The organism is Xanthomonas sp. NCPPB 3959 (assembly GCF_056675575.1).
Genome location: NZ_JBWWVR010000004.1, coordinates 285063 through 309407, shown reverse-complemented (window position 1 = coordinate 309407; position 24345 = coordinate 285063). Strand labels below are relative to the sequence as shown.

Sequence of the window (24345 nt, the reverse complement as noted above, 5' to 3'; positions counted from 1 at the left end):
TGAGGGCACCGCGCGCTCAACTGACCACGCTTTTGACTTACAGCGTTTGAATGCATCTAAACAACATAAGTCGATATCTTTGTTGCTGTGAGCTGATTGAACGGTGTAGACGCTTCAACGGCAGAGCGATAGGGCTGCAACTTCGCTGCAGGGCCCTTTCCCGCCCACCATCGCAGGACACGCCGCAAGTACGTCCCTGTAGGCTCTTACGCGGCATCCATGCCGCGTAAGGTCCCGCGACGGTGGGCGGGCAAGGACCAGTCGAGAGTGTCGGTGTGCATGGTGCAAGAAATGCACGACGTCCGTTGTTCGGACAACAGCGCGCACGATCAGCTTCCGACGAGAGCCGAGCAACAAGCATGCTTTCAACAAAGCAGCCAGGAAACTGTCTGGTGCGGTGTCCTCGCCGATTGCGGGACCGTGTGGCGGCATGGATGCCGCCACCGAGCCTCCAGGGATGGATTCACGGCGTGTCCCGCGAGCGGTGAGGGCACCGCGCCCTCGACTAACCAAGCTTTTGATCGCACCTAAACGACGCAACGACTCGTTGAGATTGTAGCTGTGTCTACTTGCAACCAGGACAGCTCTAGCAAAGCGACCTACAAACCGTTTGTTGGCAGCTCTCAGCCCAACGAACGCGCGGTATTGATCACGTTGATGCCATCGAAGCGTGCGGTGGATGATCCATGCGACACGGCCGAGACCTGGCTGGGTTGGCCCTTGCCATCGAAGAACGAGCCGCCCAGGCGGAAGTCGCGTTGATCGCAGACTGCGCTGCAGGCGTTCCAGAATTCCGGCGTGCGGATTTGATAGGCACCGTCTTCCACCAACCGCGTGACCTGGCCATTCTCGATCTCGTAGAACAACTGCCCGCCGAACTGCGCGTTGTAGCGCTGCTGGTCGATCGAATACGAACCGCGCCCGTGGATATACAACCCGCGCTCCACGTTCTTGATCATCTCGGCAACGCCAAGTGGTTGTTTGCTTGCGGCCAGCGACACATTGGGCATGCGCTGGAACTGCACGCTGGACCAGGAGTCTGCATAGCTGCAGCCGTCGGAGGCGGTCTTGCCGAGCAGATGCGCCTGATCGCGCGTGCATTGGTAATCGACCAGGATGCCGTCTTTCACCAGCTCCCATTGCTTGCTCTTGACGCCCTCATCGTCATAACCCACCGCGCCCAGGCTGCCGGGCTGGGTGCGGTCGGCGATGAAGGTCACCGCATCGCTGCCCCAGCGGAAACCCGCATCGCGCTTGTCCAACGTGGCGAAGCTGGTGCCGGCGTAGTTGGCCTCGTAGCCGAGCACGCGATCGAGCTCGAGCGGGTGGCCCACCGACTCGTGGATGGTGAGGAACAGATTGCTCGGGTCGATCACCAGATCGTATTTGCCGGCCTTCACCGAGGGTGCGGTGAGTTTGGCGCGCGCCTGTTTGGCGGCAGCAATCGCATCTTCGCGCGCGTCGTAGCGATGGCCGTAGCCGATGAGTCCGCCAGGCAACTGGTGTTTCTGGCCGGCATCGCCATCGAGATATTCGTAGCCCATGCCCATTGGCGACGACAGCCCGTCGCGGGTGCGGAACTTGCCGCTGGCCTTGTCCACTGCGGTGACGGTAAACGGCAACCACAGCCGGTGCACGTCCTGATCGATGTAGGAGCCGTCGCTGCTGGCGAAATACTTCTGCTCGTTGATCGCGAACATGCGCGAGGCCACGAAGGTGGCACCGGCAGTGAGCGCGGCCGCATTGACGTCCATCAGCAGTGCCACCTTGTCCTGCAGCGGCACTGCCATCGCGTTCTTCTTGATCGGGGTCTTCCAGCTCACCTGCCCGGCCGGGGTTACCGGTGCCAACTGCACCGGCGCACCGCCCAGCCGTGCATTGGCCTTGGCGATCGCCACCGCCTGGCGCGTGGCAGTGGCCACACCATCGCTGGTGAGCGTATTGGTGGCCGCAAAGCCCCACGCACCATCGGCCAGCACGCGCACGCCCACACCGCTGGATTCGGCGTTGACCACGTTCTCCACCTGCGCCTCGCGGGTGATCACAAACTGGCGCAAATAACGGCCCACGCGCACATCGCAGTAGCTGGCACCGGCCGCCTTGGCGGTGGTCAACGCGGTATCGGACAGGCGCCGGTTGCGCGCCGCATCCACCGGGGTAAGCAATTGCTCGGCCGCGATCAGGCGCGTGTGCGGCAGCAGCAACCCGGCAGCACCGATGCCGGACAAGGTGAGGAAGGTACGACGGTCCACGTGGCGTTCTCCGCTGAAGCGCACGTTGCGCACGTGCCAAACCCCGAGGGTGGCGTAGAGGCCTGAAAGTGGTCAAGTGACGATGTGCATGGCGGTTGGCGCGGCGCGCGTGCAATCGTGCGGGCCGGGTCGATCTACACCGCGCATGTGGGTGATCGATGTGCCCGGACAGACCAGCGCGCTGTCGCTGTGTCGGTCGCGCTACGGCTTGACCTGCTTGGGCGCATGGCCGAAATAGGCCTTGAACGCGCGGCTGAAGCCGGCTTCGGAATGATAGCCCACCCGGCGCGCGGCATCGCCCACGCTGACGTTGCCTGAGCGGATCAGATCGTCTGCCACGCTCAGACGCCACAACGCGATGTAGCGCATCGGTGACTCGCCGGTGATCTGCGCAAACTGCTGCGCAAACAGCGAGCGCGACAACCCGGCATGGCGTGCGAGTTGTTCCACCTTCCAGCTGCGGTACGGGTCGGCATGGATCGCATGCAAGGCCAGCCCGATCCGCTCGCCGGCCGGGCTGGCAAGCCAGCGCGATTGCTGCGGATGCAGTTCCGCCCAGCTGCGCAAGGCGCGGATCACCAGCAGGTCGATGATGCGCGAGACCATCAAGCGCGCACCGGGGCGCACCTCGTGCGCTTCGGCCATCAAAAAATGCGAGAGCAGGCGCAGCCACTCCGGCACGCGCCCGCCATCGCCGGGGATATGGATCAGGGTTGGCAGCGCGCGCATGATCGGCGGCAGCGGCAACCGTTCGTAGCGAAAAATGCCGCCGATGACAGTGGCCAGCGGTGCGCCGTCGCCATGCCGGATCTTCAGCGTTGCAGCGTCGAACTGCCCTGCTGCGAAGAAATCATCGGCAGCGCGTTTCACCTGTGCGCAATGCGACAAGCGATGCCCACGCCCGTGCGGCAGCACTACCAGATCGCCGGTCTGCAGCTGCAACGGTGCACCGCCATCGGGCGTGATCCACAACGCGCCTGCTTCGACAAAGTGCAGATGCGATGGCCCCGCCGGCAGATGCGCATGGAAGTGATTAGCGACCTCTGCGGTATAGACGCCCTCGCCATGCAGGCGGATCAACGTGAGCAATTGCGACAGGATGTCGGCGCGTGCGGGCTGCGCAACGTGCGTTGCATGCAGCGGTAGAGGATCGGTCATGGAAGACGGTGTCCGGGTCATGGAGTCGTGCGGCGCGCAGGGGGAACCTTAGTGCATCCACACAGACCCGAGATGCACCGATGAAAAACAAGACCTGCATGACCATGACCACGCTGCTGTTGTGCGCGCTATGTTCCGGCGCCGTCACCGCAAAGCCCGTCACGCATCCCACCATCGTGCTGGTGCACGGCGCCTGGGAAACCTCCGCCATCTGGCGGCCGGTCGCCGGCCAATTGCGTGCGCATGGTTATCGCGTCATTGCGGTAAATCTGCCGGGCCGCCCCGGTGCAACGCAGGAGCCGGAGGCGATCAGCCTCGATGCGTATCGCGACACGGTGCTGGCCGCGATCGCTGGCGAGCGCGCACCGGTGGTGCTGGTCGGGCATAGCTTTGGCGGTATCACCGTCACCAACGTGGCCGAGGCCGCACCGGAGAAGATCAAGACCCTGGTGTATCTGGCTGCGTTCGTCCCACAAGACGGACGCACGCTGCTGGCGCTCGCGCAAGCGGACACGGCAAGCAAGATGCCCCCCTACCTGACAGTGAACACGCACAAGAAGGCAATGTCGGTGGAGGCATCTGCACGCGGCGAGCTGTTCGCCAACGATGCAACTGCCGCACAGCAGGCCCGCATGCAACACATGATTGTGGACGAGCCACTGCAACCGATGATGACGCCGGTGCATCTGACCGCGCGCTCCAGTGGTGTGGATCGGGTGTATATCCGCACGCTGCAGGACAAGGCGCTGAGCCCGGCGTTCCAGTCCAGGACGATCGCTGCCGCTCCCATGCGGATGACCATCGATCTGGACACCGGCCATTCGCCATTTCTCACCGCGCCTGGCGCGCTGGTCGCCGCCATCGAGCAGGCTGCGCAGTGAGCATGCCCATCGAATTGATCGCGTTGGTGGCAACTGCGCTGCTGTGCCTGTGCATTCCTTTGTTGTCTTCTGCGCTGTACGCACGCCAGGTCGGAGCCAAGGCGTTGATCGGCAATCGCGAGGGGTTGCCCGAACCGAGCGGTGCCGCAGGGCGTGCCCAACGTGCGCACCGCAACCTGCTGGAAAACCTGCTGCCGTTTTCAGCAGTCGTGCTCGCTGCCATGACGTTGCAGGTCTCCACCCCCATTACGGTGATCGCGTCGCTGGTGTTTTTAGGTGCGCGCGTGGTGCATGCGGTTTGCTATCTTTTCGGCATTCCCGGACTGCGCACGCTCGCCTATCACGTCGGCTTGTGGGCGACGCTGGCCTATGCAGTGCAGTTGTTCCTGTGAGGATCACAATGCGCGCCAGAAACGTGTCCAGCGGATGTTTGCACGATGCTGCGCGCAGGCGACGCGCAGCACTTTCTCACCGTGCTGTCGCTGGTATCGACGCAATGCCGAAGGCGCTCGGTTGGTGCAGCGGTGCAGTGCTGGCGCTGATGGTCACGCTGTTGCCGTCACACGCCGCACGTGCTGCAGACGTGCCGGAGCGCGTCAATTTCAGCGTCACCATCAAACCCCTGGCCGCGCAGGACGGCACGGTCAATGGCCTGGCTGTCACCGAGCAACTCGTTCTGCCGGACGCGCGCGCGCCGTTGACCTTGGTGTTGCCTTTGGCATTGCCCGCAGTGCCGCGCAATGCCGATGCAGTGAGCGAACTAAGCGTCACCGATGCGCGCGGCGAGGTTGCACTGTCGATCAATGACGGTGGGCCGTCGCAAGGTTTTGCCTTGCGACGCTGGACCACCGTCCGGGCAGTCGGTCCGCAGGTGACAGTGCGCTATCGCGCCGCGCTGCAGCCCGCGCAGACCGGCGGCCCACCGTATGGCATGAAGGCGGCCGGGCAGGGCGTTGCAGGCAGTACCAAGAGTTTCGTGTTGCTGCCCGAAGCTCTGAGCAGCGATACCAGCGTGCTGATGTGGGATCTGTCCGAGCTTGTTCCCGGTTCGATCGGCGTAGCCACTGGCGGGGCCGGAACGCTGCGTGTCCCCGGCTCGCCGATGGTCATGGACGATCTGTGGTTGCTCGCCGGCCCTGCACTCGCCGGCCAGACGCAACCCGATGCCGTGTTCAATGCCTACACCATCGGTCAACCACCGTTCGATGCGGTAGCCACCATGGCCTGGTCGCGACGCGCCTACGAGGTGCTGACAAGCGCGTTCGGCTACATGCAGGCGCCGCATTATGAATTGTTGATCCGCGCCCTGCCGGTTGCCTCGTACGAAACCGGCACCGCTCGTCTGGCCGGCGGCGGCAGCCTGATGACGGTGGGCAGCGTGTTCTCGCCATCGCAGGATGTGCAAACCGTGCAGAGCACGATCTTTCACGAGATGGGGCACCAATGGGTCGGCCAACTCACCAACGGCATCGAGCCGTGGTATGCGGAAGGCATGAACGTCTTCGTGCAGGCGACCCTGCCGTGCGCCTCCGGGCTGCACCCGATCGCGGCCTGCGCAAAGACCATCAACGACTGGGCGCGTTACTACTACACCAGCCCGGCGCGGCACTGGTCGCTGCAGCAGATCGATGCCGCCGGTTTCGAACAGGAAGCCGTCCGCCGCATTCCCTATGCACGCGGCATGCTGTACTTCGCCAGCGTCGACGCCGCCTTGCGCAAGCGCTCTGCCGGCAAGCACGGCCTGCTGGATGCCATGCGCCCGCTATACATCGCACGCCACGCAGGCAAACGCTTCGAACGCAGCGACATCGAAGCCCTGCTACGCCGCGAACTCGGCGAGGCCGAGGTCACCACTTTTCGCCAGGTCGTCATCGAGGGCACGCAACTGATCGTGCCGCCTTCTAACGCGTTCGGCGCCTGCCTGCAGCGCGAGGAGCGGCACTGGAGTAGTGAGGGTAAGGACATTGAGGGCTATGTGTGGGAGCCGGTGCGCTGCAGGGCCCTTGCCCGCCCACCCTCGCGGGACACGCCGCAAGTACGTCCATGTAGGCTCTTACGCGGCATCCATGCCGCGTAAGGTCCCGCGACGGTAGGCGGGCAAGGACCAGTCGGGATGGTCGGTGTGTGTGGCTGCAAGCCATGCATGAGGTGCTTCTAATTGGCTCGCTATCGTGTCGTTCTACAACCCGCACCGGCAAGCCCACCGCAACTTGCGAGACGCTCAGCTTTTTACCCGGCGACCGACCAACTCTCTGGTGCGGTGTCCTCACCGATTGCGGGACCGTGTGGCGGCATGGATGCCGCCACCGAGCCCCCAGGGACGGGTTTACGGCGTGTCCCGCGAGCGGTGAGGGCACCGCGCATTCGACCCACTCAGTGTTTGATCTGGACCTCTGCCTGCATCCACCAAGAGACGGCCGACAAAACCACTGCACTCGCTGACAGGCGCTCGCTCGCCAGTGTTCACTTGGACTGACTTGCCGCGCGTTTGAAATACGCGGTGCGCATTACCGGGTTGCCGTCCTTGAAGTACGCTTCAATCTCGGTCATGACCTTGCCGTCGGCGCTGACCGTATAGGTGCGTGTTGATGCCGGGACGCCTTGATACATCAACTGCATGACCAGCACGCCTGGCTCGGGCATTTTGACGGCGGCACGATCGACCAGGTAGGTGCCGGATGCCTTACCCGGCGTGCCGTCCAGCAGCAGCGTGGATTGTGCCTGCAGCGTCTTGTTGTCGTGTTCGATGATCTCGGCGCTGGTTGCCCACTTGTTGCCTGGAACCTGTTTGAAATTCAGGACGACACGTTTGGGTCGTACCGCTGCTGGCATCGGGAGGCTGCTGGTATCCAGTAGCCAGGTTCCGACCAGTGGCGATGGCGCGGTTGATGCGGAGAAGGCGGGTGTGGCTTGCAACATGACGGCAGCCAGTGCAACGCATGCGGTCTTCATGAGAATTCCCTTATCGATATGTGATCCCTGCGGGCAGTCAGGCGACTGCTTGCAAGGCATTGCGCGTAGAGATCGACTTCCCGTAGACCGTCCCACTCCGGCCCGAGGGCGATACTCCCCGCTGCCCGGTGGTGAGTCAACTGACGGCACATGGAGTCGGCAGCCCTCGCCTGCCTGGCGCATCGTTGGCGGCGCAATCACGACCGATCACCCGGGACTCAATCGAAGTGGATGATCCGTAACGCGCGCAATGATGTCGCTGCCTGCGCAGGCGGCAGCGCGAGCGCCTCGCGATACAGTTGCGCCGACACCTTGCATCGCTGCGGTTCCGACCATGCGGCCCAATCGATCGGCTGCTGTGCTGAATCGACCGCCTTCCAGAACGTGCTGTTGTAGCGCAGGCGCGCTGTCCGTTCTTCTGCGTCGGACACCGCGTGTTGCGGTGCCTGCGTTGCGGTGCTGGCGATCAGGTCGGCAAGCAGGCCGCGGACGCGTGCGCGCGTTTCCTCGTTCTGCGGGCGTGCGCCGTTCTCCAGCAACGTGTTGCACTGTGCCTTGTCCTGGGTACGCACCGCGTCGTCCCAGAGCGCGGAAATATCCTTGCCCCAGCGGAGCATGTCGGCATCGGTCGAGCGACCAAAGGCGAATGCCATCATTTCAGCGTACAGCCTGCGTAACCACGCAACGGCAATGTCCTTGTCCTTGGCAAGCAGCGCCTGACGAATCGACGGTGCGCGCTGCAGCACCTGGTCCGGCTGCTTGGCCGCATAAGCTAGATATGCGCGCCAGGACGCATCGCTTGCGCCCATCTGGTGCAAGGCGCCCGCCATGGCAATGGCGGAAGGCGTCGCTGGCTTGCCGTGCGCATCAAGGATACGCACGCTGACACCGCTTTCGACCAACTCGGTAGCATCGACCCAAGCCATCGAGCTGGGCGGCGTATGGCTGCGTTTGGACAACAAGCCAGGCCCGAATCCGGCGCGCAGCAGGATGGCGCGCGATTGCGCATCCGCCTGCACCAGTGCAGATTCGCGCCATTCCTTGGGTGCGTTACCGGGCATCCTGTTCTGGTGCAACCCGATAGAGCCACGCAAGCTCAGCTGGCGCTCGGGCGATGCCGCCCACAGCAAGCTGCAGGCGCTGGCGCAATAGTCATCGACGCGCACCACCAAGTCGCGGGCACGGATGATCTTGGCTACTTCAAGTGCGTCGTCAACCAACCCGCCGCCACTGCGGATATCGATCCGCTGCAGAGGCGGCGCACGCGCCACGGCAGCCTTGAAGTCATCAATGAAATTCGCCGCGATATTGCCGTCGATGCGCAGCACCCGCTTGTCGGCACTCAGCACCATCCGCGCGTCTGCCTCCGCGTGGCGTGCGCGATCGTTACTCACCAGCTGATAGAGCAATGCAGCAATCAATGGCAGTGCCGAGATCAGCAACCACACCGACGTCCACGTGCGCGAGGTACCGTAGCCGGGGTCGTGTTTGACCGCGATACCTAGCACCATTGCAGTCAATAGCAGCGACACAGCAAACAGGCTCAGATGCCAGGCCAGCGGCAAAGGCAGGCGCCCGGGAATGTGAAAACCCCACAACGGTAGCGCGATGCCAAGGACCAGACAGCCGAACAGTGCGAGTGCCCCCAAGACGGGCAACCAGGGCGTCGCGCGCGGGCTCCAGCGGCGTCCAAGTGAGGTCCACGCTGTTTCGCCTGGGCGCCACGACATGGTGTCGGCACGATAGCGGCCACGTCCGAACTCCGCTTGCACCTGTGCCATCTCCCACACGCCGAGATAGCCCCGCCTGTCGCATAAATGCAGGTGTTGCATGCTCATTGCATCCAGCGCATCAGCGCCACCAAGGCCATCGCGGCGATAACGGCGACCACATACAGAGTGATCTGCCAGTGGCCTGTCGGCCGGTGCGTGACCACCCAGCCCGCCTTCAAGTCCCAGGAGGTCTTGCCTGCGTTAATCAGTTTCACTAGGGAAAACAACTGCGTCATCATGCTGATCAACGGCACGCCCAGGCCCATGCCGAACACGAACACCCGACCCTCGCGGCGGAGTGCATCTGCAAAGCCCAGCGCATATCCATCTGCACGTAGAACGCGGATGCCGAACAACCACTTGCCGGGCGTCGTGCCGCATAGACCGATCCAGATGGCAATCATCGGCATCAGGAGCAGGCTCGTCAGAATGCCGGAGAGCAGTGCCTTGCTGGAGACCGGCGCCACCAGCGCCGAATACAGCGGTGGGCTGACCGTGCCCACGACAATGCCAATGGAGAACCACATCAGTAGGCCGAGCGCGAAGGTGTCGAAACTGCGCGCAAAACAGCGGCGCCATGGATGCGCCCGGATGTCTTGCCAGCCATCGGCGTACACGTGCAGCACTGGCGCATCGGCCGGGACCGCAAGCTGTGGCCGGCTGATCGTCGCCAGAAAATCGGTGGCGCCAAAGTTGCGTGTTGCCGGCGTATGACTATCGTCATGCGTATGGTGCAGCGGCGCTAAGGTCACCGTGGCATCAGGTAGCGAAGGTGGAGTGGATTGCGAAAGCGAACAGCGCTCATACGGCTCCCAGCCCTGCATGCCTGCGGTCCACATCAGCGTGTCCGCGTGGATGCGCCCTTCGGCAAACCATGCCTGCGCCTGCATCCGGGTCGCCCCGGTGGATGCGCCATTTTCCTGGGCATACCAGTACTGCTCCATGTGCAAGGCACCCATTGCATCGACGCGATTGATAGACGCGGTAACGGCATGGCAGTGCGCAACTTGAGGCGCTCGCCATCCATCACTGCGATTGGGATCCAGATGTAGCGGGCCGCAGGTATGCTCTGCCAGCGATGCTCCGCGCTTAACGGCATCCTCGATCAGGGATTGGCCTTGCGCAACGGCCCCATCGGGGAAAACAGGTAGCCAGCCGCACGAATCTGGGTCAGTGCCTGTACCGCCAGGACCGCAAAGCACAGGTATTTGAAATATGGAACAACCGCACACACCACCATGGCGCCAGTGACGAACGAGGACCATCCCAGCGCGGTCGCAGTGAGGTAGCCGCCATACGCGCCGCAGCCGACCGCAAGCACGCTCAGTGCGAGACAGACGATGGTGGTGACGGTCCCCATGCCAACCGTGGCGACCATTGCAACCGCAATGCCAAAGCTCAATCCGCTGGCCAGACATGCCAACAGGATCCAGCGTAGTCCACTGACCGCATCCTTGGCATTGGCCTGCTGCTTGTGGGATTTGTTGAAAGACAGGTTGCTGACGTCCATGCATCTTCTCCATCAAGGACACGGCTGCTGCAGCAGGCGGTCGCCAGCATGCAGCGCGATTTACAAATGACCGGCATGCTGCGTGAAACGCAATGCGTTAGTGCAGCCGCCAACGCGCATCAAGATGGCGCTGGCGGCTGCGCGCCTTACCGCATCTGCGTCAGGCGTTCGACGATTTCTTCGGCGTGCGTTTCGATCAAGCCTTCCGAGGTGCCCCAGGCCGAGGTGTTGGTCGATTCCACATCGAATGCGGCCACCGTCTTGCCGGCGTCCTTGACCTCTATCGATGTCTTGACCTTGTCGCGCCCAGCCATGATGCCGGCCCAGAACCGTGCGCCGTTGCTGCGCATGTAGTAGTGGGTCACGCTGATGTCCAGTTCACGCGCTCCCGGTGCACCTTGCGACCCTCGAAGCTTGGCCGCATCGAGCTTGGCGTCGAGCTGACGTCGAAACACCGCCAGACTCGCCGCATCGGTATCCTCATTGCCCTTGATCTCGTACCAATATGTCGTGGCGGCACCGGCCTTGTAGCTCTGACGCACCACACTATTGGTGGAGCAGGCGCATAGCAACGCAGCGCTCGTCATCGCGAGCACCCAACCAATCTTCTTCATGCATGTCCCCGGTGGAATCCATTCGAACCAGCCGCTTGCCGGCTGGTGAGCAAGCGTAACAAAGCAATCGGCCGTCGCATGTCAGGGAAATTCTGACGCTCGATGCCGAGCGCTGCGCTTATCCCGCGACGCATGACGATGCGCACGGGTCAACGGGAGGTCACGTCGATACGGGTGTCGCTACCCGGTGCCGCAGCCGGGTACTACAGTCTGGTGCGTTTTCCACCATCTCTCTGCGGCTAGAACCATGACCCTCGTGCATCGCGGTTACGTTGTCGATGTCAGTTCTTTGGCGCGCTGATAGAGGCAGCTTGCGATTCCTGCCCAAAGCGATGGACAAGCGACAAATAACGCAAGAGAGCTCAAGGAAGAAAGTGGCACTGAAGAATCATGCATCAAGCGCAGGATTAAAATGATGCAGCCTGCGATTGCCGCTCCCGCAATTCCCACGATGTACGGATGTGCATGCTTTAGTCCAGGGGCAAAGTGCAGCGTTGGCACACCCAAGAAGAAAAATATAGGTGAGCCAATGCAAAATGAGAAAAAGCAGTAATAAGAAAAAAACGCGCCGGCCGTTCCGCCATCGCGTGACATTGCCAGAATAAGTGCCAAGAAAAATCCGCTGAGAATCGTTGCCGCGACGCATGAAAAAAGCACCGAGCTCAGAAAGATGAGGCCCGTTTTTGTGGCACGTGCGGTTGCGAACAAGACTTTCATCATGCCGGTTGCTGCATAGGGAAACAATATTTTCGCTCAGCGAGCGAGTTCTTCGATGAGGATGCAGTCATCATGCTGTAATTGGAAGGTCAGCTCCTGCTTGGGGCGCAGTTGTTCGCCGGCACTTCCTTCCATGGATATCGTCAAGTAGTAACCCAGCTGCTGAGCGTGTGTACCAACTATGTAGCATTCTGAATTGCTTCAAAGGGCATCTTCTTCCATGAGTCGTGGCGCACCGGGGACATAAAAAGACACCCGCAGTACGCGGGTGTCCTAGGTCAAACAACGCTGCCAGTCGCTGGATCAGACCGCCAGCCTTACGCCTTATCCGCATCCAGGTGATACCGCGTCGCCTCAGCCACTTCATTTTTCGAGCCCAAGAATACCGGCACGCGCTGATGCAATTGCGTCGGCTGGATATCCAGAATGCGCTCGCGTCCCGTGGTGGCTGCGCCGCCGGCCTGTTCCACCAGCATGCTCATCGGGTTGGCTTCGTACATCAGGCGCAGCTTGCCGGGCTTGGATGCGTCCTTCTTGTCCCACGGGTAGATGAAGATGCCGCCGCGGGTGAGGATGCGGTGCACGTCGGCCACCATGCTGGCGATCCAGCGCATATTGAAGTCCTTGCCGCGGGTGCCGTCCTTGCCGGCGAGCAGGTCGCCCACGTAGGCCTGCATGGCCGGTTCCCAGTGGCGCTGGTTGGACATGTTGATGGCGTATTCGGCGGTGTCCTCTGGCACGCGCATATTGGCCTGGGTCAGCAGGAAGCTGCCTTCCTCGCGCTCCAGGGTGAAGGCGTGAGTGCCGTGGCCGAGCGTGAGCACCAGCATGGTGCTGGGGCCGTAGATGCAGTAGCCGGCGGCCACCTGCTTGGTGCCCGGCTGCAGGAAGTGTTCGTCGCCGGGCTTGTCGGTGCCCTCGGGGGCGCGCAGCACCGAGAAGATGGTGCCCACCGAGACGTTGACGTCGATGTTGGAGCTGCCATCGAGCGGGTCGAACAACAGCAGGAAGTCGCCGCTGGGGTACTGGTCGGGCACCGGCTGGCTGTGATCCATCTCTTCGGACGCGCACGCGGCCAGGTGGCCGCCCCAGGCGTTGGCTTCGAGCAGGATGTCGTTGCTCAGCACGTCGAGCTTCTTCTGTGCCTCGCCCTGCACGTTGCCGGTGCCGGCATCGCCAAGCACGCCGCCCAGCGCGCCCTTGCTCACGGCGATGGAAATGCGCTTGCAGGCGCGCGAGACGATGGTGATCAGCTGGCGCAATTCCGCATCGATACGGCCGGCGTGTTGCTCTTCGATCAGGAAGCGGGTCAGCGAGGGACGCGACATGGGGGCGGGCAGCCTGTGTAGGAAGTGGTCCGCCATTGTCGCTATTGCGCCGTTAGATTTCGATCACTTGATGCGCGTTTTGCAGCAAACCTGATCGAACGTGCGCGAATGTGTTGCCGACGACATGGGCTACCGGTATGTGGCACTCGTCGTTTGAGCGCCTCCGCGCGGCTGCAAGGGCGGCGAACAACCACAAAAAAACCGGGAGGCTGGCGCGCTCCCGGTTTAGGCGTTTCACCCAACCGCTGCGGTCACATGCGGCTGACGGTGGCCACCGCTTGTGCCACGTATTCCAGGTTGCGCTGGCTCAATGCGGCCACGCAGATGCGGCCCGTGCCGACGGCGTAGATCGCGAACTCGTCGCGCAGGCGGTCGACCTGGGTCCTGGTCAGGCCCGAGTACGAGAACATGCCGGCTTGGCGCTGGATGAAGTCGAACTCCGGCGCGCCCAGCGTGGCGAGCTTGGCGACCAGGCCGGCACGCAGCGCGTGGATGCGCTCGCGCATTTCGGTGAGCTCCTGTTCCCACAGATCGCGCAGCTCCGGGCTGGTCAGCACGCCGGCCACCAGGGCGGCGCCGTGCGTGGACGGGCTGGAGTAGATCGTGCGGATGATGCGCTTGACCTGCGACTGCACGGCCTTGGCTTCGGCGGCGGTAGCCGAGACCACCGACAACGCGCCCACGCGCTCGCCATATAGCGAGAACGACTTGGAGTAGGAGCTGGCGACCACGTAGCTGTCGATGCCTTCGGCGGCCAGCAGGCGCACCGCGTACGCATCGGCCTCGATGCCCTTGTCGAAGCCCTGGTAGGCGATGTCGACGAACGGGAACAGGTTGCGTTCCTTCAACACGCCGGCGACCTGCTTCCACTGCTCCTTGGTCAGGTCGGCGCCGGTCGGGTTGTGGCAGCAGGCGTGCAGCAGCACCACCGTGCCTGGTTCGAGCTTGGCCAGATCGGCCAGCATGCCGTCGAAATTCAGGCCATGGCTGGCGGCGTCGAAATAGGTGTAATCCACGACCTCGAAGCCGGCCGCGCCGAACACCGCGCGATGGTTTTCCCAGCTCGGGTTGCTGATGGCGATGGTGGAGGTGGGCAGCAGCTTCTTGAGCAGGTCCGCGCCCACGCGCAAGGCGCCGCTGCCGCCGACGGTCTGAGAGGTCGCCACGCGGCCGGAGGCCACCAGCGCCGACTCGGCGCCGAACAGCAGCTCCTGGGTGGCCTTGTCGTAAGCGGCCAGGCCGTCGATGGGCAGATAGCCGCGCGGTTTGGCCTCCAGCGCGAGCTGCTGCTCGATCTTGTGCACGGCGCGCAACAGCGGGATGCGCCCGTTTTCGTCGTAATAGATGCCAACGCCCAGGTTGACCTTGTTGGGGCGGCTATCGGCGTTATAGGCCTCGGTCAGGCCCAGGATGGGGTCGCCTGGAACCTGTTCCACGTTTGCAAAGAAGGACACGGCATGACTCGCTGAAGGACGAAAGAGTGAGGGACTTCCGGGTGCTTGACCGCGGCTGGGCCAAACCACTTCATCGTAGCAGCCCATGGCGGGCGTAGCATGCTTCGTTCCGTACGCAACAATGCGCTCGCCGTACGGATGAGGGACACTACGCCCATGCCCAGACTCACCTTGTTGGCCGCCGCGTGCGGCCTGTTCGCCACGAGCGCCGCGCCGCTCGCCCTGGCCGCCGACACGGCGCCGTCGTCTACACCGATCCAGCGCTTGCCCACCGTGCAGGTGGACGCCGCGCGCGTGCACGGGGTGGACGACTTCGACCTGCCGGCCTCGTTCACCGTGGTGTCGGCCGACGACGACAACCGCCGCGGCGCGCAGGTGTCCGAGCTGCTCGATGGCATCCCCGGCCTGGTGGCGCGCGACCGCCAGAACTACGCGCAAGACACCCAGCTCTCGATCCGCGGCTTCGGCGCGCGCTCCACCTTCGGCGTGCGCGGCGTGCGCCTGCTGGTGGACGGCATCCCGGCCAGCATGCCCGATGGCCAGGGCCAGCTCTCGCACTTCAACGTGCTGGGCGCCGAGCGGGTGGAAGTGCTGCGCGGGCCGTTCTCGGCGCTGTACGGCAACTCTTCGGGCGGGGTGCTGCAGCTGTGGAGCGCCGACGGCAAGCCGGGCGACCCGTGGCGGCTGCGGGCCACCTACGGCAGCAATGCCACTGCCAACGTGGGCGCGCAACTGCTCGGCCAGCAGGGCGCGGTGCACTACAGCCTGGCCGCCAATCATTTCGAAACCGACGGCTTCCGCGACCATAGCCGCGCCAGGCGCGATTCGGTCAACGCCAAGCTTGGTTTCGATCTGGCCGAGGGCCGTCGGCTGGACCTGGTGCTCAATTACCTGGACGCACCGGATGCGCAGGACCCGCTCGGGCTGACCCGCGCCCAGTTCAACGCCGACCCGGCGCAGGCCACGTCGGTGGCCACCCAATTCAATACCCGCAAATCGGTGCGCCAGTCGCAGGCCGGCGCCATCTTCACCCAGCAGTTCGACAGCCAGACGCTGCGGCTGATGGCCTACGGCGGGCAGCGCAGCGTGGAGCAGTATCTGGCGATCCCGGTCGCGGTGCAGCGCAACCCGCTGCATTCGGGCGGGCTGATCGATCTGGACAGTAATTACGAAGGCGCCGACGCGCGTTGGGCCTGGCAGGGCGACGCGTTGGGCCGGCCGCTGCAGCTGACCGTGGGCGCCAATGTCGATCGCCAGCGTCAGCACCGCACCGGCTATGAAAACTTCGTTGGCGACACGCTGGGCGTCAAAGGCGCGCTGCGCCGCAATCAGCGCGATCAAGTGGAGAACGTGGACCAGTTCGCACAGCTGTGGTGGCAATGGAGCGATCGCTGGTCGGCGTTGCTGGGTGTGCGCCATAGCGAGGTGCGCTTCGACTCGGACGACCATTACATCGTCGGGCGTAATCCCGACGACAGCGGCCAGCGCGATTATTCGGCAACCACGCCGGTGGCCGGCATCGTGTTCCGTGCTGCCGAGGATCTGCGTTTCTACGCCTCGGTGGGACGCGGTTTCGAAACGCCCACCTTCAATGAGTTGGGCTATCGCAACGATGGCGGCGCCGGCCTGGCGCTGGATCTGGGCGCGGCGACAAGCCGCAACTATGAAGTCGGCAGCAAGTGGCGCGCGCAAAGCGGTGCCGCGGTGGAATTCGCACTGTTCCGTGCCGACACCGACGACGAACTGGCGGTGGCCAGCAACACCAATGGCCGCAGCACCTATCGCAACATCGGCGCCACCCGCCGCCAGGGCGCAGAGCTCAGCTGGAATCAACCGGTGGGCGACACCCAGCAAGTGCAGCTGGCCTACACCTTCGTCGATGCCACCGTGCGCGATGGCTATCTCACCTGCGCCAGCAGCGGCTGCGCCACACCCACCGCGCTAGTGGCCAGCGGCGCGCGCCTGCCGGGCGTGCCGCGTCAACAACTGTTCGCACGCTGGCAGTGGCAGCCGTTGCAATGGCAGTTCGCCGCCGAAACGGTGGTCTCCGACGCCACCGTGGTCAACGACCTGGCTACCGAACGCGCACCGGGCTATGCGCTGGTCAATCTGGAAGCCTCCAGGCGCTGGACCACGGGTCTTGGTGGGCTGCGCACCTTCGCCCGCATCGACAACGTGCTGGATCGGCAATACGTCGGCTCGGTGATCGTCAACGACGGCAACGGGCGCTATTACGAGCCGGGTCCGGACCGCACCTATACGGTGGGGCTGCAGTGGGATTTCGGCGGCTGAGCTACCCGCAGGCGGTGCGCATTCAACAACGCGCCGCTGCCCCGTAGGAGCGCACCCGGGCGCGACGAAGCCTTCCCGATAACGCATGGTGTGCCATCCACGCCACACCCGTACCCACCACACCAGACCCCACCATGATCGTCATCGATCACGCCCCCGCAGACTGGTTTCTCCTGCACGAGGACAACCGCTACTGGCTGGACATCAACTGCACGATCTCGGCCACCGGCTTCTCGCTCCTGCTGGCATTGAACGCAACCGAGCAAGCCGATGTGCTGGCAGACGGGCATGCCGCCTGCGCACGGCTGGCCGCGCAGGTGCAATGGCGGCCGCACGACTTTGCCGCGCGTGATGTCAGCGCCCGTCACGGTGCGCAGGTCACCGCGGCCGTGCGGGCGTGGCGCGCGGCAGACACCGGCACCACGCGCGCATGAGCGCGCATCGCGCCGGGCAAACCGCTCGCGCTGTTCACCGCGCGTCGCTGCAAGGCGCCGCGTTGATGCGGCGGTGACTGCCGGCAATGCGATGCACTAAGCTTGCAAGCGCATTCCCCGCACAAGGATGTTTCCGTTGAACACGCGCTACGCCCCGATCGATTTCAGCGACAAGCTCGCGATGCTGTCGCAGCATTGGTCGCCACGTGTGGTGGCGGAAATGAACGACTACCAGTTCAAGTTGGTCAAGCTGCAAGGCGCCTTCGTGTGGCATCAGCATGCGGACACGGACGAGGTGTTTATTGTGCTGGACGGCAACATGTCGATCGAGTTTCGCGATGGTGTGGTGGCGCTGTCGGCCGGGCAGATGCATGTGGTGCCCAAGGGTGTCGAACACCGGCCGGTGGCAGAGCAGGAATGCAGCGTGTTGCTGGTGGAGCCGCGCGGCGTGGTCAATACCGGCGATGCGGGTGGCGCATACACCGCAGACAACGACGTCTGGATTTGATTTGTTGCGCGGTGGGTGCGTGTGGGTGCGGAGCGACTGATCTGGGGGTTGGTTGCAGGCCCTTGCCCGCCCACCGTCGCGGGACACGCCGCAAGTACGTCCGTGTAGGCTCTTACGCGGCATCCATGCCGCGTAAGGTCCCGCGACGGTGGGCGGGCAAGGACCAGTCGAAATGGTCGGTGTGCTTGGTTGTGAGTAGTGAATGCCTGTGAGTTGCATGGCACGCAACCAACTTTGCATGACACCTATCATTGCAACTACTGAGTGGCACAACGTCGTCATGCACTACATCGCTGCAGTGCCTGGGGCTAGCCGGTTGTGAGGTGCGTGCTACGCTCGGTCCTCTCGCACAATGCATGGAGCACGTGATGAAGTTCTTGGCAGCAATGTCGATTGCGGTGTTTGGCACGAACAGCCTGTTGGCCAGTGCCGCTACGCCTGCGGAACAGGGCGATTTGCGTGTGACGCGCACCTATCCGGCAAATAGTCCGGCGGTGGCGCAAGTGTATCGCTGGTTGCTGGAGCAGCCGTCCAGGCTAAAGCCTCCGGCAAGCGCTGCCGAATTAGGCCAGGTGCGGACCAGCTACTTCACGCAAGCGCCAGGAGCGGATCGGCGCACGGATCTGACCAGCACAGAGGTTGCCTTCCCTGTGCGTGGGCATGGCGGCGATGAGGTCGGCATCGATGCGTGTGGCGCCGGTATTCGCTATCAGTGGAAGTACCGATGGATGTCGTCGTCGGCAAACGCCGGTTGGCGGTTGCTGGATTACCAATTCAAGCAGGTGCAAGACTGTGATGCCGCCATGGCGGATCCCGTGTTCGTCAAGCCGGCCGCACCGCGCAGCTGAGGTGAGCGTGTATAGCGCTTGCGGTCCATCGTGTCGCACGTTGCGGGTGCTACACGCAGCAAGCCTGGCACTAATTATCTCCGTGCACGCAATGATGCGCTGCAGCGCACTTTCCACAGCTGCGTATGAAAAACGGCTGCGCCGCAATGACGCAGCGCAACAGCGCATGACATGACATTGCGCTAGCACTTGCGCGGGTATACACGTTCGCATCGGACCATCGCAGCAGGAGACCATGATGAATGCGCTTCCCTCCACCAAGCCGTTGAATACCGACCCGACCTCGATTTTCAAACCACGCTACGACAACTTCATCGGTGGCGCGTGGGTGGCGCCGGCGAGTGGCCAGTACTTCGACAACACCACGCCGATCAACGGCAAGGTGTTCACCTCGATCGCGCGTTCCAACGCGCAGGACATCGAAGCGGCGCTGGATGCGGCGCATGCGGCCAAGGAGGCGTGGGGCAAGACCTCCACCACCGAGCGCGCCAATGTGCTGCTCAGGATCGCCGACCGCATCGAACAGAATCTGGAACTGCTCGCCTATGCCGAGACCTGGGACAACGGCAAACCGGTGCGCGAAACGCTCAACGCCGATGTCCCGTTGTGCGTGGATCACTTCCGCTATTTCGCCGGCGCCATTCGCGCGCAGGAAGGCGGCATTTCCGAGATCGACAGCGACACCATCGCCTATCACTTCCACGAACCGTTGGGCGTGGTCGGGCAGATCATTCCGTGGAATTTTCCGTTGCTGATGGCCTGCTGGAAACTGGCACCGGCACTGGCCGCCGGCAACTGCGTGGTGATGAAGCCGGCTGAGCAGACCCCGGCATCGATCCTTGTGTTGATGGAGGTTATCGGCGACCTGCTGCCACCCGGCGTGCTCAACGTAGTGAATGGCTTTGGGTTGGAAGCGGGCAAGCCGCTGGCCAGCAATCCGCGCATTGCCAAGATCGCCTTCACCGGCGAAACCACCACCGGCCGGCTGATCATGCAGTACGCCAGCCAGAACCTGATTCCGGTGACGCTGGAGTTGGGTGGCAAATCGCCGAACATCTTCTTCGCCGATGTGATGGCCGAAGACGACGATTTTCTCGACAAGGCGGTGGAGGGCTTCGTGCTGTTCGCCTTCAATCAGGGCGAGGTGTGTACCTGCCCATCGCGTGCGCTGATCCAGGAATCGATCTACGACAAGTTCATGGAAAAAGCGCTTGCACGCGTGGCGGCGATCAAGCAAGGCAACCCCCTCGATCCCAACACCATGGTCGGCGCGCAGGCCTCCAGCGAGCAGCTGGAAAAAATCCTGGCCTACATCGATATCGGCAGACAGGAAGGCGCCGAAGTGCTGATCGGTGGCGAACGCAACATGCTCGATGGCGAGTTGGCCGAGGGCTTCTACGTCAAGCCGACCGTGTTCAAGGGCCACAACAAGATGCGCGTGTTCCAGGAAGAGATCTTCGGCCCGGTGGTGTCGGTGACCACCTTCAAGGACGAAGCCGAGGCGCTGGCGATCGCCAACGACACGCTCTACGGCCTGGGCGCTGGCGTGTGGAGTCGCGATGCCTCACGCCTGTACCGCATGGGCCGCGCGATCCAGGCCGGGCGTGTGTGGACCAACTGCTACCACGCCTATCCGGCGCATGCCGCGTTTGGCGGTTACAAGCAGTCGGGCATCGGCCGCGAGAATCACAAGATGATGCTCGACCATTATCAGCAGACCAAGAATCTGCTGGTGAGCTATTCGCCGAAGGCGCTTGGGTTCTTCTGAGTGTTGTCACGGCAAGCGTGACCCAGGTTGCGCTTGCCGCACCATCAACTCACCAGACCGCCATGCCGCCGTCCACCTTGATATCGATGCCGGTCACGAACGCGCTCTCGTTGGAGGCGAGAAACAACGCAACGTTCGCAACTTCCTCCGGCTTGCCGAGCCGGCCGAGCAGGGTCTTGCCCAGCATATCGTCAGCCCATTCCTTGTTCTGCAATTGCTCATGCGTCAGCCGCTCAGCGATGCGGTACTGACGCTCGCGCCGCCACTCTCCTTGTGCAGTTGGTCCTCACCGATCGCTCGCAACTGTCGGCACAACGGCCGTCCGCCAGCTCGCCATTGACTTGGCACCTGGCAGACCTGTCCACCAAGCACGCGCTGCTGGTCAGCGGGCTGGGTTGGGGAGAGATGCCGCTACATACGGTGGACAAGGACCTCGCCGAGGGGCGCCTGGTCGAACTTGCAGTGCAGGGCTTGCCGCTTGGTGGAGCGCAGTTGCCAATGTGCGCGATCTACCGCAGTGCCGCGCCCCCCGGGGCCTGCGGGCCGCTGGATGATCGATCGGCTCAAGCAGTGCGCAAGCACGCGGCGCACCAACGTGTTGACAGTCCAGCAAGTGTGATGTAATGTTGGTTACACACATTCATAAGCAGGCCGACATGCCCACCAGCACCCGCTTCGTCGTTGCGGTCCACATCCTGACGGCACTGGCCGTCAGCGATGGCAAACCGCTGCGCTCCGAAGATCTGGCGTACTCGGCCAATACCGGGCCGGTCGTGGTGCGCTCGTTGTTGTCGCGTCTGGCCGAGGCCGGCTTGACCCGCTCGCAGCTCGGGGCGGGCGGTGGCGCCCTGCTTGCCCGGCAGGCAAAGACGATACGGCTGCTGGACGTCTATCAGGCCGTCGAGGATACCGAGCTGTTCCCTACGCATCGAACGCCACCCTGCGAGAACTGCGCAGTCGGCGGAAACATCCTCGAAGCGCTTGGCCCGCCGCTGGCGCGGGCACGCAAGGCGCTTGAAGCGGAGCTGGCAAAAACCAGTATTGCGTCGGTCGCAGCAGAGGTGGCGCGGCTTGGAAAGTTTTCGATCCCGCTGGTGTGGTGAAGTTTTCCCAATAAATGTAATAGAGTAAGTGACACAAGTTTATTAATGAGATATTTGTACGTTCGATGCCTCAACACCCGATCGGCCCATGTGGCGCCGGCGGCCCTTTGCTTTCAACCCCAACGTCTTATCAGGAGAACATCATGAGTATCGGTATCATCGGCTCCGGCGCCCTCGGCTCCAACATTGCACGTGCGCTCGCCAAGCACGGAATTTCGGCCACCATTTCCAATAGCCGCGGCCCCGACTCGCTGGCAGCGCTGGTGCAGGAGCTGGGCCCGTCGATCACGGCGGGTACCACGGCGGAAGCGGCGAGTGCCGATATCGTCTTCGCGGCGATCCGCTGGAGCGATATCGAGAGCGTCCTGGGCAGCTTGCCTGCATGGAACGGCCGCATCGTGGTCGACGGCACCAATCCGGTCGAATTCCTGGACCCGAATTCGGAAGATGCGAAGGATCCCAGCAATCCGCTTGCCGCCTACGGCATCAAGGCGGTCGATCTGGGTGACAAGCATTCCAGCGAAGTGCTGAGCCAGTTCGTTCCGGGTGCACGCGTGGTCAAGGCATTCAACCACCTCGACGTCAATGTGCTGCCAGAGCCAGAGGTTGCCGGCGGCAAGCGTGTGCTGTTCTATTCGGGCGATGACGCAGACGCCAAGGCGGAGGTTCGCAAGATCATCGAGGCTGCGGGCTTCTTCGCGGCGGATCTGGGCTCGCTGGAGGTTGGCGGCCGGCTTGCCTCGTTGCCGTTCGGTGCCTTGTCCACGCACAATTTCATCAAGATCTAAGCCCGCAACCTCTGATGGGGCGGCGCTTCATGCAGCGCCGCAGCGTGCCGCATCGGATAGCAGGCAGCTCCCCGCCACGACGGTTGCCCAATCGGCGCAGCCGCGTAGGTCGGGCTGCACCTTGCAGCACGGCCGCGTGACACTCTGCAGAGAACGCATGCGCGCAGCAACGTGAGAGGCGTATCGTGCCTGGCAGGGCGGCCTGATGTGGCTGCAGGAGGCCGACGATGCACCACACTACGCAATCCACCACGCAATCGGAGATGCCGCTGCAGGTCATGGCCACCTTGGCGGCGTTGCAGTTGATCGATACCTTGCGCGCGCGGCATGGCGAATTGCTGTTCCATCAATCCGGCGGCTGCTGCGATGGGTCTTCGCCGATGTGCTTTCCGGTGGGCGATTTCATCGTCGGCGATCGCGATGTGCTGCTGGGCGAGATCGGCGGTGCGCCGTTCTATATCAGCGCCTCGCAGTTCGAGTACTGGAAGCACACCCAATTGATCATCGATGTGGTGCCGGGGCGCGGCGGCATGTTCTCGCTGGAAAACGGCGAGGGCGTACGCTTTCTGGTGCGCTCGCGTCTGTTTGCCGATGACGAGTTCGCCCGCCTGCAGGAGGCAGGTCGGGCGTAGGGCTGATCAGCGCGGCTGGCACGCCTGCGCGTTGTTGCAGTTAGGTGTTTTCAGTGGTCTGTCGCGGCCGACGGAGCGGTGCCCGGCTTCTTGGCCGGGGTGTCGCCATCGGCCGGAATCAGCTTGTCTGGCGCATCGCCTGCACCGCGGTCCTCGTAATGTTCGGCATCGCGCTTGCCGTGCTGTTCGCCGGGTTGGGCTGGTTGCTCGCGCAGTGGGTCGCGGGACATGGCGTTCTCCTGAGATTCCAGATGGACGCGCAGTTCACCGCGCGCAGGGTGAAGAGCATGCAGTCGCGCCATGCGGATGGCTCACGCATGGATCACGGCGCCAGCGTTACAGCTATGTGCTACCCCAACAGTACCCGGAGTCACACGCCGATGGCACGACCGATCTGGACCGGAACCCTCTCGTTCGGCTTGCTCAATGTGCCGGTGTCGCTGATGTCGGGCGAGCGCAAGGTGGATCTGCATTTCCGCATGCTCGATTCGCGTGACAAGAAGCCGATCCGCTTCGAGCGCGTCAATGCCGACACCGGCGACGAGGTGCCGTGGAAGGAGATCGTCAAGGCGTTCGAGTACGACAAGGGCAGCTATGTCATCGTCGAGGAGCAGGACATCCGCTCGGCCTCGCCGGAAAGCCATGAAACGGTAGAGGTGGAGACCTTTGTCGACGCCGCCGACATCGACCCGCGCTATTTCGAAAAGCCCTACATCCTGGTGCCCGGCAAGAAAGCCGAAAAAGGCTATGTGTTGCTGCGCGAAACGCTACGCGACACCGGCAAGGTGGGCATCGCAAAAGTGGTCATCCGTACCCGCGAATACCTGGCGGCGGTGATGCCGCAGGGCGATGCGTTGATTCTGCTGCTGCTGCGCTATCAGCAGGAAGTGGTGGACCCGCAGGACTTCAAGCTGCCGGCCGGCGCGGTGGGCGAATACCGCATCACGCCCAAGGAACAGGAGATGGCCAAACAGCTGATCGAGTCGATGTCCGGCACCTGGCAGCCGGAGGATTACCACGACGAATTCCGCGGCAAGCTGGAGCAGCTGCTGCGCAAGCGCATCCAGGAAAAGGGCGGCACTACCAAGGTGGACATCGAGCCGCCGCAGCACGAAGACGCCACCACCAACGTGGTCGATTTCATGTCGCTGCTGCAGAAGAGCCTGCAAGCCAATACGCGCACGCCTGCCAAGAAAAGCAGTGCGCCGGCAGCAGCGCCTGCCAAGAAAACCGCAACTAAGAAGGTGGCCAAGAAGGCCACCAAAAAGACCGCGAGCAAGCCGACCAAAACAGCGGCCGCGAAAGCGCCCCCGCGCCGCAAGGCCGGATAGGCC

The 24345-nt window shown here is 63.2% G+C and carries 25 protein-coding genes; 13 read left to right on the top strand and 12 right to left on the bottom strand.

Annotation, left to right across the window (positions count from 1 at the left end):
• Positions 1-623: 623 nt before the first annotated feature.
• Together AC1KVG_RS07395 and AC1KVG_RS07390 are read right to left on the bottom strand one after the other, a co-directional pair.
• Complete coding sequence (locus tag AC1KVG_RS07395; RefSeq protein WP_481093968.1) at positions 624-2252, bottom strand: TldD/PmbA family protein; 1629 nt, start codon at positions 2250-2252, stop codon at positions 624-626.
• Between the two features lie 201 nt (positions 2253-2453).
• A complete protein-coding gene (locus tag AC1KVG_RS07390) occupies positions 2454-3410 on the bottom strand; it encodes an AraC family transcriptional regulator (RefSeq protein ID WP_119960681.1) in 957 nt (318 codons plus the stop codon).
• Positions 3411-3490: 80 nt separating this feature from the next.
• Between AC1KVG_RS07390 and AC1KVG_RS07385 the strand changes: the two genes are divergently transcribed.
• From AC1KVG_RS07385 to AC1KVG_RS07375, 3 genes are all read left to right on the top strand, one after another.
• Positions 3491-4291, top strand: coding sequence for an alpha/beta fold hydrolase (locus AC1KVG_RS07385; RefSeq protein ID WP_481093967.1), 801 nt, complete (start codon positions 3491-3493; stop codon positions 4289-4291).
• 2 nt (positions 4292-4293) lie between these two features.
• Positions 4294-4683 carry an MAPEG family protein gene (locus tag AC1KVG_RS07380; RefSeq protein ID WP_481093976.1) on the top strand — a complete coding sequence of 130 codons (390 nt, stop codon included), beginning with the start codon at positions 4294-4296 and terminating at the stop codon, positions 4681-4683.
• A 104-nt stretch (positions 4684-4787) separates the two neighbouring features.
• Positions 4788-6368, top strand: a complete 1581-nt coding sequence (locus tag AC1KVG_RS07375) for a hypothetical protein (protein ID WP_481093966.1) — start codon at positions 4788-4790, stop codon at positions 6366-6368.
• Between the two features lie 386 nt (positions 6369-6754).
• On the opposite strand, the gene AC1KVG_RS07370 is transcribed toward AC1KVG_RS07375, so the two are convergent.
• The 8 genes from AC1KVG_RS07370 to AC1KVG_RS07335 all read right to left on the bottom strand — a co-directional run bounded on the left by AC1KVG_RS07370 (position 6755) and on the right by AC1KVG_RS07335 (position 14638).
• Positions 6755-7222 carry a LuxR family transcriptional regulator gene (locus AC1KVG_RS07370; RefSeq protein WP_104551966.1) on the bottom strand — a complete coding sequence of 156 codons (468 nt, stop codon included), beginning with the start codon at positions 7220-7222 and terminating at the stop codon, positions 6755-6757.
• Between the two features lie 239 nt (positions 7223-7461).
• Complete coding sequence (locus AC1KVG_RS07365; protein WP_481093965.1) at positions 7462-9075, bottom strand: hypothetical protein; 1614 nt, start codon at positions 9073-9075, stop codon at positions 7462-7464.
• Positions 9076-9077: 2 nt separating this feature from the next.
• Complete coding sequence (locus tag AC1KVG_RS07360; protein WP_481093964.1) at positions 9078-10217, bottom strand: RDD family protein; 1140 nt, start codon at positions 10215-10217, stop codon at positions 9078-9080.
• Positions 10121-10525, bottom strand: a complete 405-nt coding sequence (locus AC1KVG_RS07355) for a hypothetical protein (RefSeq protein ID WP_481093963.1) — start codon at positions 10523-10525, stop codon at positions 10121-10123. Before AC1KVG_RS07355 ends, AC1KVG_RS07360 begins: the two co-directional genes overlap by 97 nt.
• 146 nt (positions 10526-10671) lie before the next feature.
• The gene (locus tag AC1KVG_RS07350) at positions 10672-11139 is read right to left on the bottom strand and encodes a DUF4410 domain-containing protein (RefSeq protein WP_481093962.1); all 468 of its coding nucleotides are present in this window, start codon (positions 11137-11139) and stop codon (positions 10672-10674) included.
• 267 nt (positions 11140-11406) lie between these two features.
• Entirely contained in the window at positions 11407-11856 is a 450-nt protein-coding gene (locus AC1KVG_RS07345; protein ID WP_481093961.1) for a hypothetical protein, read from the bottom strand.
• A gap of 317 nt (positions 11857-12173) precedes the next feature.
• Positions 12174-13184 (bottom strand): class 1 fructose-bisphosphatase, encoded by a 1011-nt coding sequence (locus AC1KVG_RS07340; RefSeq protein WP_481093960.1) that lies wholly within the window; start codon positions 13182-13184, stop codon positions 12174-12176.
• A 251-nt stretch (positions 13185-13435) separates the two neighbouring features.
• Positions 13436-14638 (bottom strand): amino acid aminotransferase, encoded by a 1203-nt coding sequence (locus AC1KVG_RS07335; protein WP_205393165.1) that lies wholly within the window; start codon positions 14636-14638, stop codon positions 13436-13438.
• 156 nt (positions 14639-14794) lie between these two features.
• Between AC1KVG_RS07335 and AC1KVG_RS07330 the strand changes: the two genes are divergently transcribed.
• The 5 genes from AC1KVG_RS07330 (at position 14795) to adh (ending at position 20488) form a co-directional block, all read left to right on the top strand.
• A complete protein-coding gene (locus AC1KVG_RS07330) occupies positions 14795-16930 on the top strand; it encodes a TonB-dependent receptor family protein (RefSeq protein ID WP_481093959.1) in 2136 nt (711 codons plus the stop codon).
• A gap of 134 nt (positions 16931-17064) precedes the next feature.
• Positions 17065-17364 (top strand): hypothetical protein, encoded by a 300-nt coding sequence (locus tag AC1KVG_RS07325; protein ID WP_481093958.1) that lies wholly within the window; start codon positions 17065-17067, stop codon positions 17362-17364.
• A gap of 127 nt (positions 17365-17491) precedes the next feature.
• Entirely contained in the window at positions 17492-17872 is a 381-nt protein-coding gene (locus tag AC1KVG_RS07320; protein ID WP_043888814.1) for a cupin domain-containing protein, read from the top strand.
• Between the two features lie 368 nt (positions 17873-18240).
• Positions 18241-18720 carry a hypothetical protein gene (locus AC1KVG_RS07315; RefSeq protein WP_481093957.1) on the top strand — a complete coding sequence of 160 codons (480 nt, stop codon included), beginning with the start codon at positions 18241-18243 and terminating at the stop codon, positions 18718-18720.
• A 238-nt stretch (positions 18721-18958) separates the two neighbouring features.
• Positions 18959-20488, top strand: a complete 1530-nt coding sequence (adh, locus tag AC1KVG_RS07310) for an aldehyde dehydrogenase (protein ID WP_481093956.1) — start codon at positions 18959-18961, stop codon at positions 20486-20488.
• Between the two features lie 49 nt (positions 20489-20537).
• Here adh and AC1KVG_RS07305 read toward each other — a convergent pair whose 3' ends face one another.
• Positions 20538-20702, bottom strand: coding sequence for an SDR family oxidoreductase (locus AC1KVG_RS07305; RefSeq protein ID WP_481093955.1), 165 nt, complete (start codon positions 20700-20702; stop codon positions 20538-20540).
• A 65-nt stretch (positions 20703-20767) separates the two neighbouring features.
• Between AC1KVG_RS07305 and AC1KVG_RS07300 the strand changes: the two genes are divergently transcribed.
• The 4 genes from AC1KVG_RS07300 (at position 20768) to AC1KVG_RS07285 (ending at position 23011) form a co-directional block, all read left to right on the top strand.
• Positions 20768-21112, top strand: a complete 345-nt coding sequence (locus AC1KVG_RS07300; protein ID WP_481093954.1) for a hypothetical protein — start codon at positions 20768-20770, stop codon at positions 21110-21112.
• A 32-nt stretch (positions 21113-21144) separates the two neighbouring features.
• The gene (locus tag AC1KVG_RS07295; protein ID WP_168959197.1) at positions 21145-21591 is read left to right on the top strand and encodes an Rrf2 family transcriptional regulator; all 447 of its coding nucleotides are present in this window, start codon (positions 21145-21147) and stop codon (positions 21589-21591) included.
• 143 nt (positions 21592-21734) lie between these two features.
• Positions 21735-22379, top strand: coding sequence for an NADPH-dependent F420 reductase (locus AC1KVG_RS07290; RefSeq protein ID WP_115036842.1), 645 nt, complete (start codon positions 21735-21737; stop codon positions 22377-22379).
• Positions 22380-22606: 227 nt separating this feature from the next.
• Positions 22607-23011: a DUF779 domain-containing protein gene (locus AC1KVG_RS07285; protein WP_481093953.1), complete on the top strand. Its 405-nt coding sequence runs from the start codon at positions 22607-22609 to the stop codon at positions 23009-23011.
• 50 nt (positions 23012-23061) lie between these two features.
• Here AC1KVG_RS07285 and AC1KVG_RS07280 read toward each other — a convergent pair whose 3' ends face one another.
• The gene (locus AC1KVG_RS07280) at positions 23062-23241 is read right to left on the bottom strand and encodes a hypothetical protein (protein WP_481093952.1); all 180 of its coding nucleotides are present in this window, start codon (positions 23239-23241) and stop codon (positions 23062-23064) included.
• Positions 23242-23391: 150 nt separating this feature from the next.
• Between AC1KVG_RS07280 and ku the strand changes: the two genes are divergently transcribed.
• The gene (gene ku / locus AC1KVG_RS07275; RefSeq protein WP_481093951.1) at positions 23392-24342 is read left to right on the top strand and encodes a non-homologous end joining protein Ku; all 951 of its coding nucleotides are present in this window, start codon (positions 23392-23394) and stop codon (positions 24340-24342) included.
• Positions 24343-24345 lie beyond the last annotated feature (3 nt).